The 14,288-nt window shown below is 54.5% G+C and carries 10 protein-coding genes; 8 read left to right on the top strand and 2 right to left on the bottom strand.

The annotated features are described in order from the left end of the window. Positions 1-21: 21 nt before the first annotated feature. Complete coding sequence (locus tag DQX05_RS19755; protein ID WP_119795204.1) at positions 22-1,002, bottom strand: zinc dependent phospholipase C family protein; 981 nt, start codon at positions 1,000-1,002, stop codon at positions 22-24. A gap of 216 nt (positions 1,003-1,218) precedes the next feature. On the opposite strand from DQX05_RS19755, the gene DQX05_RS19750 reads away from it, so the two are divergent. From DQX05_RS19750 to DQX05_RS19720, 7 genes are all read left to right on the top strand, one after another. Beyond that, positions 1,219-2,964 (top strand): sensor histidine kinase, encoded by a 1,746-nt coding sequence (locus DQX05_RS19750; protein ID WP_259392129.1) that lies wholly within the window; start codon positions 1,219-1,221, stop codon positions 2,962-2,964. Then, positions 2,961-4,577: a response regulator transcription factor gene (locus tag DQX05_RS19745; protein WP_119795201.1), complete on the top strand. Its 1,617-nt coding sequence runs from the start codon at positions 2,961-2,963 to the stop codon at positions 4,575-4,577. The genes DQX05_RS19750 and DQX05_RS19745 overlap by 4 nt, the downstream gene beginning before the upstream one ends. Before the next feature lie 250 nt (positions 4,578-4,827). Beyond that, the gene (locus tag DQX05_RS19740) at positions 4,828-6,156 is read left to right on the top strand and encodes an extracellular solute-binding protein (RefSeq protein ID WP_119795199.1); all 1,329 of its coding nucleotides are present in this window, start codon (positions 4,828-4,830) and stop codon (positions 6,154-6,156) included. A 169-nt stretch (positions 6,157-6,325) separates the two neighbouring features. Beyond that, positions 6,326-7,210 (top strand): carbohydrate ABC transporter permease, encoded by an 885-nt coding sequence (locus tag DQX05_RS19735; RefSeq protein WP_119795197.1) that lies wholly within the window; start codon positions 6,326-6,328, stop codon positions 7,208-7,210. Beyond that, the gene (locus tag DQX05_RS19730) at positions 7,203-8,036 is read left to right on the top strand and encodes a carbohydrate ABC transporter permease (protein ID WP_119795195.1); all 834 of its coding nucleotides are present in this window, start codon (positions 7,203-7,205) and stop codon (positions 8,034-8,036) included. Before DQX05_RS19735 ends, DQX05_RS19730 begins: the two co-directional genes overlap by 8 nt. 45 nt (positions 8,037-8,081) lie before the next feature. Continuing rightward, a complete protein-coding gene (locus DQX05_RS19725) occupies positions 8,082-9,461 on the top strand; it encodes a sulfatase family protein (RefSeq protein WP_259392128.1) in 1,380 nt (459 codons plus the stop codon). Between the two features lie 163 nt (positions 9,462-9,624). After that, on the top strand, positions 9,625-10,950 hold the full coding sequence (locus tag DQX05_RS19720) for a glycoside hydrolase family 125 protein (protein ID WP_119795194.1): 1,326 nt from the start codon (positions 9,625-9,627) through the stop codon (positions 10,948-10,950). Between the two features lie 288 nt (positions 10,951-11,238). Here DQX05_RS19720 and DQX05_RS19715 read toward each other — a convergent pair whose 3' ends face one another. Then, positions 11,239-13,293 carry a methyl-accepting chemotaxis protein gene (locus tag DQX05_RS19715; RefSeq protein WP_119795193.1) on the bottom strand — a complete coding sequence of 685 codons (2,055 nt, stop codon included), beginning with the start codon at positions 13,291-13,293 and terminating at the stop codon, positions 11,239-11,241. Between the two features lie 464 nt (positions 13,294-13,757). Here DQX05_RS19715 and DQX05_RS19710 point away from each other — a divergent pair, with 464 nt between their 5' ends. Further along, on the top strand, positions 13,758-14,234 hold the full coding sequence (locus DQX05_RS19710) for a chemotaxis protein CheX (protein WP_119795191.1): 477 nt from the start codon (positions 13,758-13,760) through the stop codon (positions 14,232-14,234). Positions 14,235-14,288: the final 54 nt, after the last annotated feature.

Genomic DNA, 14,288 nt, shown 5'->3' with positions numbered 1-14,288 from the left:
AAATATGTGTGTGCCGGCCTTTCAACGGACGTCGTCCTCATCCCATATCGGATCCTCGACGGTAATTGCCCGGTTCTGAGCCAGCGGCAGTCCGGTCTCATACGAGCGGTTGCCGATGGCCGCTGTCAAGGCGGCATCGGCATGGCGCGCATCCGCGCTGTCGGCCCCCTCCGTCCTGCGGGCGTGCCAATAATTCTTCACGGCCTCCAAGGCTGCTGCCGCATCCGTCCGGGCGGTATCCCACATCTCCCATACCGTCGTCGTGAAGCGCTCGCCGCTTCCCGTCGGATCAAGCCATGGCCGGCGGGCGATATTCATCACATCGTAAGGCGGCGTCACCTTGCGGTAGACGAACGGATCGAGGTGCTTGCCGGCGAGACGGCGCTTCACGCCAGTCGGATCATGGAACAGCTTCTGCGCGCGAATCATCGCCCGGTAAGCGGCGTTCCACGAAGATGGCGCGACGCCTGCGGCAAGCTTCGGATAATAGATCCGCGACAGCTCAGATAAATGATGAATGACAGCCGCAGGCAAGGAAGGGTCTGCCTCGATCTCCTTCCATACGGGAATTTTCCACGAAGGAATGCCCCTCTTCTCCTGCAGCACATGCGTATCCATCAACACTTCGAACCGCTGGTGATCCCACTTCCGGAAGCCGGAGCGGGAGAACACATACGGGTGCATATTCCGATCCAAAATATGATGAAGCAGGAAGCCGAGCGCGTATAAGCGGCTGTCCTCCCCGGCGGTGAGATCCGGGCTTGCCGCGCGGATCAGACCGGTAAGGAACGGGCCGCAATGCTCATTATGCATCGCGCTTCCCAGCTCGTTCATGACGCTCGCGGGCTGCCACGGGAAAAAATGATGGTAGAACAAAAAATCAGGCCCCTGGCAGCCGAGATTGAACAGCCGCCGGCTTCGGTTCTCTTCAATGGAACGGCCAAGGCCCGCCGCGGCGAGCGCCTCCTGGCCGAATAGCAAATGCGTCCACACATTCGGCATCAATACTATCTCCTTTGTCAGTTCAGCGTTCTCCTGTATAGCAGCTTCCCGAGCTGTTCGCCAAGTCCGCTTTTGAACACCGTTTCTAAGTTCAAGATGACGCTTTCTAGGCAAAGTTGTCAACCTTTTTGTATAATGGGAACCGTTGATGTATATGCCGGGCCGCAGAAGAAGGATATGGCCTCGCATGCAAGCTTGGAAAAGGAGACGATGCATATGGGGCGCATCAAGCCCTTTGTCAGTCTGCAGTCGAAAATATTGAGATTTACCGTCCTGCTCGTCTGTATTCCGATTCTGCTCATCGGCCTGTTCTCCTATTGGAAATCATCCGAGATCGTAGAGCAAAAAGTATCGGCGTCGGATCTGAATGCCGTGACCCAGGTCGGGTTGAATATTCAATTCATGACGGATTACGTGCATGATACATCGCTGTTCCTGATTCAATCGGATGAGGTGCGGCGCTTCCTGCTTAGCGGAACCCAATCGCAGGACAATATCGCGAAGGAGCAGGCGGTCATGGAACGCTTTTTTCTTCATCTTATCAATATGAAGGATTTCATTCATTCGATATATTTGCGGGGGGAGAACGGCATGACCTTCTCTACCTCGCCTGAAGCCATCGGCTTGGACGGCCTGATGCTCGATGAGGTGAAGCGGCTGCGCGGCAAGCCGCTCTGGTTCGTCCAGAGGCGGGGCGGGCATGAGATGCTGTCCTTCATTCGCGAGATACGGGATGTGAATAATGTCGGCCGCCGGCTGGGCATGGTTCAGATCAACATCGACCTGCCGTATGTGCGCGATCTAATGAAGCAGCAGCGCATCGGTACGCAGGATAACTATTATTTGCTCAATGAGGAGCGGCTCGTGCTGGCCTCGACCGGGGATGCGCATGTCTATTCCCGGCTCCCGGCGGAGCTTGACTACGATAATGAGGCCCGGGGCGGTCATGGATACTATACGGTCGCGATGGGCGGTCAACGCTATCTGGTAACCTACGCCGGCATGGGCAAGTCCGGCTGGCAGATCGTCCACTCGGTCCCGTTGAATGAAGTGCTCCAGGAGAATAGCGCGATTCCGCAGCTGATGCTGCTGGCGATGGTGATCTCTTTCGCCCTATGCGTCATTACGGCGCTTCTGTTCTCCCGCCGCATAATTCGCCCGATCCGGCAGCTCCGCGGCCTGATGCTGAAGGTCGAGCGGGGCCAGTTCCAGGGTCGGGTCGAGATCGGGAGCAACGATGAGATTGCGCTGCTCGGACGCAGCTTCAACCGCATGAACGAGCGGCTGCATCAGATGATCAATCTCGTCTATGAGGCGGAGCTCAAGAAGAAGGAAGCGGAGCTCAAGGCGTTCCAGGCGCAGATTAACCCGCATTTTCTCTATAATACGCTCGATACGATCTACTGGATGAGCCGCATGGAGAAGGCGTACGACACGGCGCAGCTCGTCGAGGCGCTCTCCAAGCTGTTCCGCCTCAGCCTGAACAGCGGCAAGGAGCAGACGACGGTGCGGGATGAAGTGAATCACGTAACGAATTATATGATTATTCAACGCAAGCGCTATGAAGAATTAATCGATTTCGCGCTGGAGGTCGATGAAGAAGATACACTGAACGGAATGACCGTGAAGCTTATTTTGCAGCCGTTTGTCGAGAACGCGATCGTTCACGGCATCGAGAAGCTGGGCGAACCGGGAACGATCCGCGTTCGCATCTTCCGGCGGGACGAACAGCTCGTCTTCCGTATTGAGGATACGGGCACCGGGGTCGATATCGCGGAGATGGAACGGCTGATGCGCGAGAGCGGCGGCAATAACCGGGGGTTCGCGATCAAGAACGTGAACGACCGCATCCAGCTCTATTATGGTCAGGAGTACGGGGTAACCTTCATGAACAGGAAGGAAGGCGGGACGATCGCAGAAATCATCCAGCCTTGGCGCTACGGGGAGGGCAAGCCAGCATGAACAGGGACATGATCAAAGTATTGATCGTTGACGATGAGATGATTATCCGCAAAGGCATACGAACGTCCATCGATTGGGAGCAGCTCGGCATCGAGATCGTCGGCGAAGCGAAGAACGGGCAGGAGGCGTTGGAGCTGTCTGGCCGTCTGGAGCCCGATATCGTCATGACGGATATCCGGATGCCGGTCATGGACGGACTCGCCTTGGCTGCGGCGCTGCGCGAACGGGAGCCGCATGTCAAGATCATCATCGTCTCCGGATATGATGATTTTGACTATGCGCGGCAGGCGCTCAAAATCGGCGTCAGCGAATATTTGACCAAGCCGGTCGGCGCCGAGGACTTAACGAAGCTGATGCTCAAGCTGGGCGATCAGATTCATGAGGAGCGGGATCGCTCTTATGATGAGCGGAATAAAGGCATGCTGCTGCGCGAGAGCCTGCCGTTCATCCAGAGCAAATGGCTGCTCCGTCTCCTGCAGGGAGAGGCGAAGCTTGATGAGGAGATGCTGGATCGGGCGCGCCAGCTTCAGATTACGCTCGAAGGCCCGGAATATGCCGTTGCCGTCGTCGATATTGACGATTACTTGCTCCTAATGGGCCAGGCGTCAGACCGGGAGAAGGAGCTGCTTATGTTCGCACTATACAATGTGGCGGACGAGCTGTTGACGGAACGGTATCCGAGCTGCCTCTGCCAAATGGATGAAAGCTCGATCGCGATTCTGCTCAACGTCAATAGGATGAACAGGCACCGTATCCTGTCCCTGTGCGAGGAGCTGAGCGATTGCATCCGCCGCTTTGTCAAAGTATCTGTCACCATCGGCATCGGAAGCGTCGTTCCTTCGCTCCATCAGGTGAACGAGAGCATGATCGAAGCGCTTAACGCTCTGTCGGGCAAGGCGTACCGGGGCAAGGGGCAGGTCATCCCCTTCCAGCCGGGGGAGCACGCGGACAATGATGAGCCGATGTTCGTATCCGCCAAGGAGGGAGCCGAGCTGCTTCAATGTCTAACGGCGTTGGATACCGCCGGCATACAGGATCGGCTCGACACCTGGTTCCGGCATTTTGCGGAAGCGGGCGCATCTTATCCGCATGTGCGGTCGCTGTGCGTGAAGCTGATCGTGCTGGCGACGAATCATGTGGAGCAGATGGGGGTGCAGCGCGGCGAGCTGGAGCCGGTCCTGCTGCGCCCGTACGAGGAGGTTCACAAGTACGAGACGATCTTCGATCTGCGGAGTTGGGTCGGCCGTATCTTCGATTCCTTCGTGGCTCATCTTACCCGCCACAAGACCGGGCGCTACCGCAATATCGTCGCGGTGGCGATCCAGTATATGCAGGAGCACTATGCCCAGGATTTGAAGCTGGAGGACGTGGCCGGTCAGGTCTATGTCACCCCGAATTATTTCAGCCGTGTCTTTAAGGAAGAGACGGGGGAGCATTTCTCGGAATGGTTGAACAAGCTCCGGGTGGAGAAGGCGAAGCAACTGCTGAAGGATGTCGGGCTCAAGGTATACGAGGTCGCCGAGCGAGTAGGTTATAATGACTATAAATATTTCGCGCATATCTTCAAAAAATATACCGGCATCACTCCGAAGCAGTACCGCAATGAATTGTAGCGGCAGAGCGGGCAGGAGAAATGATGCGGCTGATGGGGCAGAATACAATAAGGCAAGGCTGGCGGCGCCGGCTTTGCCTTATTTGCGTCTTCCTTCTTCCGGCTACAGTTCCGCAGGAGACGGGAAGAAGGTTAAAAAATCGGATAATTTGATATAATCCTCTACTTACGAGCCGGGTCTGATTACCTATACTTAGAATTGTAAACGGTCGCACACATAATGATTGCACAACTTAAAGGGGTGTACAAAAATGAAAAAAGGCATCAAACGCTGGACCTCGATTCTGCTGATCAGCTGTCTGGCGGTAGCGGTGGCTGGCTGCGGCTCGTCCAAGCCGGCTGCGGAGTCGGGCAAGGATAAAGGCCCATCCGATCCGATCACGTTCATGCACATGTTCGACAAGAACGCCGAAGGCGGCGGGCTCCATCAAGCGGAGCTGCTCGAGAAGTTCACGACGGATAATCCGGACATTCTGCTGGATCAAGAGATTCAGTCCCATGACAACTACGAGACGAAGATTAAGACGCTGGCCGCTGCCAACGAGCTGCCGGACGTATTCCTGATGAAGAGCTCGATGGTAACGACCTTCGTCGAGAACGGATTGGTAAGAACGGTTGACGATCTGTTGGATAAAGATCCGGATTGGAAGAACGGCTTCGTAGACGGCGCGCTCGATACGTACCAAGTCGACGGCCAGACATACGGCATTCAATTTTCGGGCGGACCGACCCATGTTATTTATTACAACAAAGATTTGGTTGCCAATGCCGGCTTCCCCGAATTCCCAAAAACATGGGGTGACTTCCTGAAGCTGATCGACAACCTGAAAGCTCAGAACATTACGCCGATTGCCTTCGGCAACAAAGGCAAATGGCTTGCGAACTCCAGCTACATGTCGACGCTGGGCGATCGCTTCACCGGAACGGAATGGTTCGAGAGCCTCGCGAACCACAAGGGCGCCAAGTTCACGGATAAGGAATTCGTGGAAGCGCTGGCGTTGTTCCAGGATCTGGCCAAGCGCGGATCGTTCAACAACGACATGAACTCGATCGACAACAATCAGATGAAGACACTCTACTACAACGGCAAGGCGGCGATGTTCATCGAAGGCGCCTGGGCGAGCAACGCGGTGGAGACCGGCGGTCCGCAAGAGATTTTGGACAAGACGGAATTGGCTGTCTTCCCGGCTATCGATGGCGCCAAGGGCGATCAGAACGGCGTATCCGGCGGCGGCGGATGGGCCTATGCCATCAATGCCAACATCGACGAGTCGAAGCTCGACGATATCGCCAAGCTGATGAAAACCTTGTCCGACAAGGAAGCAGCCGAAGTCATTCTGAAATACGGCGACATTCCTTCCAGCAAGGTGGACAATATCAACGAGTTGGATCTGTCCCCGCTCACCAAAAAAATGGTGAAGCTGCTTGAAACGACGAAATATGTTCCTATCTACGATTCCCGTCTGTCCCCGGGTCTGACGGAAGCGATGAACTCTGCGATGCAGGAATTGCTCATCGGTCAGCTGACGCCGGAAAAAGCGGCTGAAGTGATGCAAAAGGAATACGAGAACGAAATGTAATCCCGGCTTAAACGACAAGCTGGCTTATAACAAAGATACAAACAAGAGACAAAGATAGAGACGCAACAGTTGGATAGAAGACGGACGGACCCTTCTCCTGAACGCCATGTTCGGGAGGAGTCTGTCTTGTCTATTGTTCTGCATATGCAAAAGAGAGGAGAGAGCCGTGATGAATAACTCCGCGATTCGGCCCAAGCGCTGGACATTTTTCGCCTATTTGCTGCCGAGCGTGCTGCTGTACGCGTTCATGGTCCTTGTTCCGCTGGTGCTCGCCTTGCGATACAGCTTCTATAAATGGTCGGGCGGACCGAAGATGGAATGGATCGGGCTCCGCAACTACGAGGTGCTTCTTCAAGATGCGAAATTCTGGGGCGCTTTTCTCAATAACTTAATTATTGTCGGCTTCAGTGTCGTCGGCCAGATCGGGATCGCGTTCGTCATCGCGGTATTCCTGATGAACAAATGGGTGAAGTGGCGCGAATTCCACCGGACCGTCATCTTTATCCCCGTCGTCCTGTCCTCAGTCGTCATCGGGTTCCTGTGGTCCATGATCTTCAATAATGATGCGGGACTGCTGAACTGGCTGTTGACTTCCCTGGGGCTCGAATCCTGGATCAAGCCTTGGCTGGACGATCCGAACGTCGTCATGTACTCCGTAACAGCACCGATTGTGTGGCAATATATCGGTTTCTACCTGATTATATTTATGGCTTCGATGCAAAGCATCAACGGGGAAGTGTACGAGATGGCGGAGATCGATGGAGCCACCGGCTTCAAGAAGACGATGTACATTACGCTGCCCCTGCTGAAGGATACGATGAAAATTGCCGTGATGCTCTGTATTGCGGGGAACATGAAGGCGTTCGACAGCATCTTCGTCATGACGGGAGGCGGACCGGGCAATTCCTCCACGGTCATGGCGCAATATGCATATGACACGTCGTTCAAAGCGTTCAAGCTTGGATACGGCAGTGCGATCTCCATTGGCATTATGGTGCTCAGCGTCTTCCTTATCCTGTTGAGCCGCTTGATTGGAGGGAAGAACAATGACTAAAGCGATGCGATTCATTCCGCGGTTCTTAATTAACCTGTTTCTGTGGGTCATGTCGTTGTCCTGCATATTCCCGGTCATCTGGATGATCTATTCCTCGCTGAAGACCCAGCAGGAATTCAATGTGAATATTATTTCATTGCCAACGTCGCTTAATTTCCAGAACTATATTGACGCCTTCCGCATCGGGAAAATGGATACGTATTTCGTGAACAGTGTATTCGTCACGGTGCTGACGGTTATTTTCACGGTCGTCCTGAGCTTCCTGGCCGCCTATATTTTGGCGCGCTTCGAGTTCCCGGGACGCAATCTGGTCTACTTCATGTTCCTGGCAGGGATGCTCATTCCGATTCACGGGCTGCTTATCCCGGTCTTCGTCGAGTTCAAGGCGCTTGGGCTGCTCGATAAGCGGATAACGCTTGTGCTGCCGTATGTTGCCTTCAACCTGTCGATGGGGATATTCCTGTTCGAGAACTTCATCAAATCGGTTCCGCTCGAGGTTGAGGAAGCGGCGGCGATTGACGGAAGCAGCACGACGCGGCGGGTGCTTACGATCGTGCTTCCGATGTGTCTTCCCGTCATCTCGACGGCCATCATCCTGTACTTCCTGGGCGCCTGGAACGAGTTCCCGTTCGCGCTCGTGCTGATTAAGAGCCCGGAGCTGCGGACGCTGCCGGTCGGTCTGACGAATTTCAACGGACAGTTCACCGTGAACTATCCGCAAATGATGGCCGCGATGGTTATCGTCGTATTGCCGGTCATTTTGACTTATCTCGCCTTCTATAAGAAAATTATGCAAGGGATGACGGCGGGGGCCGTCAAAGGCTAACGGACCCCCGTCTAACGAACATAATGAGCAGATAGGGGCGGATGAATGATGGATAAGCATTCCGCGCGGCGGCCGAATGTGATCGTGCTCGTCGCCGATGACCACCGCTATGAGTCGATTCGGGCGCACGGCAACCCCGAGGTGCTGACTCCGACGCTGGACCGCTTGGCCGAGCGCGGCGTCAGCTACCAGAGCACGAACATCATTGGCGGGATGGACGGAGCGGTATGCTCGCCATGCCGAGCGTGCCTGAACACCGGCTCCTCGATATTCGGGGCGACGGTGAAGCAGGAGCTGGGCGACACGGTGGAGAAGATGACGCTGTCTCCGGAGAAGCACACCTTGGGCGAGACGTTCCAACAGCACGGTTACTATGCGTATGCGGTCGGGAAGTGGCATAATGACACAGCCAGCTTCAACCGCAGCTTTGCCGGCGGCAACCGCATCTTCTTCGGCGGAATGAGCCATCATCGGGAGGTCCCTGTCTATAACTATGATCCGACGGGAAGCTATGCGTCCTCCCAGCGCACCGTCGAGAGCACCTTCTCGACCGAGCTTTTCACGGAGGAAGCGGAGGCGTTCATCCGGAGGTATGACCGGGAGGAACCGTTTTTCCTCTATGTCGCCTATACGTCTCCTCATGATCCGCGGACGGCACCCGAGCCGTATGCGTCGCAATATGAGGGCGGCCGCGTCACCGTGCCCGGCAATTTTTTGCCGGAGCATCCTTTTGACAATGGAGAGATGCATGTCCGGGACGAAGGGCTCGCGGGCCTGCCGCGCACGAAGGAAGAAGTCCGGCGCCATATCGCCGATTATTACGCGATGATCACCCATATGGATGCGCAGATGGGGCGGTTGATGCAGACGCTGGAGGAGACCGGACGAAGGGATGACACCATCGTCGTCTATACGTCTGACCACGGGCTCGCCGTCGGGCAGCATGGTCTGATGGGCAAGCAGAATCTGTACGAACACAGCATCCGCATCCCGTGGCTGATGGCAGGGCCTGGCGTGCCGGCCAAGGGGCCGATACGCGGGCAAGTGTATCAGATGGATATTTATCCGACCTTATGCGAGCTGGCCGGCATTCCTGTTCCTGCGTCCGTGGAAGGACACAGCATGGCAGGCCTGCTGCGCGGCGAAGCCGGCGCAGAGCGGAATACCGTCTATGCGCTGTACAAGGACACGCAGCGGATGGTGAAGGACGAACGCTACAAGCTCATTCGCTACCGGAAGTCCGGCGTCACCGGCGAAGGTACGGATATGGTGCAGCTGTTCGACCTGCTGGAAGATCCCGGAGAGCTGCGCAATCTGGCGCACGAGCCGGAGATGCAGCAGCATATCCGCCGCCTGGACGAGGCGATGCAGGCGTGGATGAGGCAGGTTGGCGACCCGTTCGCGGATTCATTTGCGATAAGCTGATGAAGTTCCGGAGCAGAGGGTAGCGATAACCCGCATTTGCATGTAAACTAAGAAGAGCCGCGGGCAGGACAAGGCAGACGAATGACTTCGCTCTTCCCGCTGTCCGTGCCGGCGCATATCATCCCATATATACATCAAGTGGAACAGGTGGAGGATACCCAAGATGGAACAATTCCGATTGCCCAAAATCGACGTGCCGAAGTTCGAGCTTCCCCAAGCGGTGAAGCAGGTGCTGGCGGAGGCCGAGCAGAAGCTGGCGCATCGCCCGAAGCTGTTGAAGCAGTTCAAGAACTGCTTCCCGAATACGCTGGAGACGACGACGAAGCTGCTGGAGGACGGCACGACCTTTGTGCTGACCGGAGACATTCCGGCTATGTGGCTGCGCGACTCGGTGGAGCAAGTCATTCACTATGTCCCGTTCGCCAAGGATGACGCCGATTTGCAGCGCATCATCGGCGGCCTGATTAAGCGCCATATGTTCTATATCAATATCGATCCGTATGCGAACGCATTCAATGAAGGCCCGAACGACTGGCACTGGGATGCGAATGACCAGACCGATATGTCCCCATGGGTATGGGAACGCAAATATGAGCTTGATTCGATGTGCTTCACGATTCGTCTCGCTTATATGTATTGGAAAGAAACAGGGCGCACCGATATTTTGGATTCGAACTTCAAATCCGCCATGCGCAAAATCGTCGACGTCTGGAAGACGGAACAGCGCCATTTCGAGCAATCACCGTACCGCTTCATGCGCGAGAATTGCCCGGATATCGATACGCTGCGCAACGACGGCCTTGGCATGCCGGTCAACTATACGGGGATGACGTGGTCCGGCTTCCGTCCGAGCGACGATGCCTGCGATTTCCATTACAATATTCCTTCCAACATGTTCGCGGCCGTCTCGCTCCGGCAGATGCAGGAGATTGCGAAGTACGGCTTCCGCGACGAAGCGTTCGTGAAGGAAATGCACAAGCTCGAAAAAGAAATCGAGCACGGCATCCAGCTATACGGCACCTGCAATCACCCGACCTACGGCAAAATGTACGTGTACGAGACAGATGGCTTCGGCAACTTCTGCCTGATGGACGACGCGGGGACGCCGAGTCTGATGTCGATTCCGTATCTCGGCTATACGGACGCAGCAGATCCGATCTACCAGAATACGCGCCGCTTCATTCTGAGCAAGGAGAATCCGTACTACTTCGAAGGCAAGGCCGCCTCGGGAATCGGCAGCCCGCATACGCCGGACGGCTATATATGGCATATGGCGCTCTCGATGCAGGGCTTGACCGCGATCAGCGATGAGGAGATCGTGTCGCTCATCGGCACACTGGAAGCAACCGATGCCGATACCGGCTTCATGCATGAAGGCTTCCACGCGGATGATCCGGCCATCTTCACCCGCCCGTGGTTCGCCTGGTCGAACAGTCTGTTCTCCCAGTTGGTGTGGAAAGCGATGCAGCGGGGATTGCTGGACAAATAAAGGACAAGCCGAAGTTCATGAGACTCGAACAAGGGGAGTGTCTCACAGGCACTGCAAAACGATTGAGATGACGAGTTAACAGGGAATGTGGATGCGGGGAAAACGGCGGCGCGGAAAACGGTGGAAGATAGATGAAGCAGTGAAATGCTGCGTCCCCGTAACGGAGTACACGTCATAAAGGAAAAGTGTAGTTTGCCGTTTTTCGGCGAGTCGAGCTCTGAGAATCAAGGGGGACTGTCTCACTGTAGTGAAACACTACTTGTGAGACAGCCCCCTTTCTGCGTTCTCTTATATTTTATAGCGGCTTATCATCTGGTTCAGCGTTTGCGCCATTTGATTAAGCTGCTCCGCGTTATTCAGCAGTGCGTCCATATCGAGCAGCTGCTGATCCGTGAACTTCACCAGATTCGTGGCATGCTCCGCGTTCTTCTCAGCGATGTGTGCAATCTCATTCACGGAAGCAAGCACTTCCTCGGAGCCGGCGGACATTTCTTCCGTCACGGCCGACGTGTCCTGAATCTGGCCTGCGATGTCCGTAATGTCCGTTAAGATGCGTTCGAAGGTCGTGCCCGAATTTTGCACCTTTTCAATGCCGTCGGTGACGCTGTCCCGCACGAGATCCATCGATTCCACGGCTTTGCGCGCATCATGTCTCGTCAACTCGATCAGGTCGGAGATTTCACGGGCGGATTCGGCCGAGCGCTCCGCCAGCTTCCTGACTTCATGAGCGACGACGGCGAAGCCTAGGCCATGTTCTCCGGCCCGGGATGCTTCAATCGCCGCATTGAGCGCAAGCAGGTTCGTCTGTGATGCGATCTGGGTGATGACATCGACGATATGGGCCATCTGCTCCGACCGCTCGCCGAGAGTCTGCACCAATCCCCCGGAATGCTTCACCGATTCATCGATCGTATTCATCTGCTGTACCGCTTCCTGGAGCAGCATGTTGCCCTGCTTCGCTTGGTCGGTCGTATCGATGGACGTCTCGGAAATGTTGGTTGTGCTTTCCGCGATGCGCTGAATGCCGATGGCCATCTCTTCCATCGCCTTGGCTCCTTCCTCTGTGCCCCGCATCTGCGTCTCGGCGCCGCTCGCGACGATCTTGACGATCGAGTCTACTTCTTGAATCTGAGCCGTGCTCGCGGCCGTGTGGTCGGACAACTGCTTCGAAGAGTCGGCCAATGTATGCGCGGCGCTGCGTATCTCCCCGACAAGCTGGCGGATGGAGGCTTGCATCACTTGCAGCGACTGCCCCAGCACGCCGACTTCGTCCTTTTTCCGCCGAATATGGGCAGGGACCTCGCCCGTGAAATCCCCGGCACTGATCTCCTTCAGACTGGCGACGACGGTCTGAATCGGCTTCGTTATGCTCAATGCCATCCCAAGCGCCAGCAGCACGGAGAAGATGGCGCATATCGAGCTGGTGATCAGATTGATCCTTGCGATCTTGTCGGCTTCCTTCGTCAGCTCGCTTTTTTCAACGATAGATAAGTATTTCCACCCTGTCGTCTGCGACGAATACAAGTTGGTCATGTATTGCGTGCCATCGACTTCAATCTCGAAGTGATCCGCATCTTTTTCTTTGATATCGGCAAATTCGGGCACGCCGATGTCCGCGATATTTTTGGAGATCAGCTCCGGATTGCGGGGGTCAGCGAGAATCGTTCCGTCTTTGGAGAGGAGAACGACATAGCCGGTCTCCCGGATTTTGATGCTCTGAAGCTGTTCGGCCAGCTTGTCGAGGCTCGTATCCAGTCCGATTACGCCCAGCGGCTTGCCGTTGTCGTCATGGACGACTGTGACGCTGCTCATATTCAACTTGCCCGTAACCGAATCGACATACGGATCGGTAATCGTCACCAAGTCCGGATTCGCCATCGCATTCGCATACCAAGGGCGGGTGCGCGGGTCATACTTGGCCGCCATTTCTTTCTCCGGCCACTGGACGTAACCGCCATGATTAGCCGCCAAAAACACGGCAGAGGTGTTCGGATGCGTGTTGGCAAAGCGCTCAAATTCCTTATAGATTTGACTCTCAATGCCGCCGTTTTGCGCAAATGTCGATTTTATGTTCTTCGTCTGCTTCATATACGAGGTGATGCTGTCATCCGCTTGATTGATGATCGGGCTGTCCGCCAGAAACTTTACATTTTCTTTCACCGTGTCGAAAAAAAGCGACATTCGGCCGTCTACCTGCGAGATTTCGTTGGTCGTCGATGTTACGAATGAAGCGGTGATTTCCTTGATCATACTGTTATTCACAATAATGCCAATAATTGAAATCGGAATCAGGATCGTAACTAAAAAGGCAAGAATCAGTTTCATTTTAATACTTTTTAACATAGCTGGCCCTCCTCTAAGCTGTTTGCGCAAACAGATTCGACATTATTAAAGGAAATTCGACATCCTCTCTATTTTATTTATCGCCCTAAAAAAGGTCTTTCTTAATACCTATTATAAATAGAAGGGAGTTTTTTGCTGTATAATTTTTCATTTCATGTTTTGCTTGAAGATTAGGTCTTTGGTCATGAACGATAGCTTGATTGAAACGGCGTTAATCTCTTCAGAACAGCGTTATCCACGATTGCAGAAGTAAAAGCCAGCGGTTGATAGCAAAAATAAAGCTGCGGGACTCGTTCTTTATGCTCGGAGCTATATAAATAAAATTAATGAAATTGAGATAAATGTTTTAGTGATCGATGCGAGTGTTTTTAGTATAATAGTCATATAAAAGTGGGTAGGTAGGACGTTCGAATGGGGTTCGGACATCACTCCCTTATTGTCGGAAAGGGGCGAAAGATACAAAGATGAAAGCCGAGTGGATTCATCCTTTTTTGCAATCGGCGTGCACAGTCATTGAGCAAGTCGTGCAAGTCCGTCCGGAACGGGGAGAGCTTGAGATGCTAGCTTGGAGCGGGTCTCATGATTTTCGTATCCAGATAGGGATGACAGGGCAATTATCGGGCCATGTGGCGTTCGGATTAAATGAAGATGTTGCCATTAAGATGGCTTCTGCGATGATGGGAGGCTTCCCGCTGGAAGTGCTTGACGCTATTGGAGAAAGTGCGATTTCGGAGCTGGGGAATATGATTAGCGGCAATGCGACGACGTTGATGTTCAATCAAGGGCTGCACGTTGATATCACGCCGCCTCAATTGTTGCTCCCCTCCAACTCGGGACCGATTCAACAGGCGATGGCGGTGCCGCTCATTATTGGAGACATTGGACGATTTGATGTGCTCATGCATTTCGGATATAGTGATAAGGTCAGTGTTGTATCCTGACGCATGATGCAAGGTCTGCGGCGAGCTGCAGCGCCAGGAATGGCGGACTGCAGG

Source organism: Paenibacillus thiaminolyticus (assembly GCF_003591545.1).
Lineage (GTDB): Bacteria > Bacillota > Bacilli > Paenibacillales > Paenibacillaceae > Paenibacillus_B > Paenibacillus_B thiaminolyticus_A.
The sequence above is the reverse complement of the archived record's forward strand: the minus strand, read 5'-3'. Positions and strand labels throughout refer to the sequence as shown.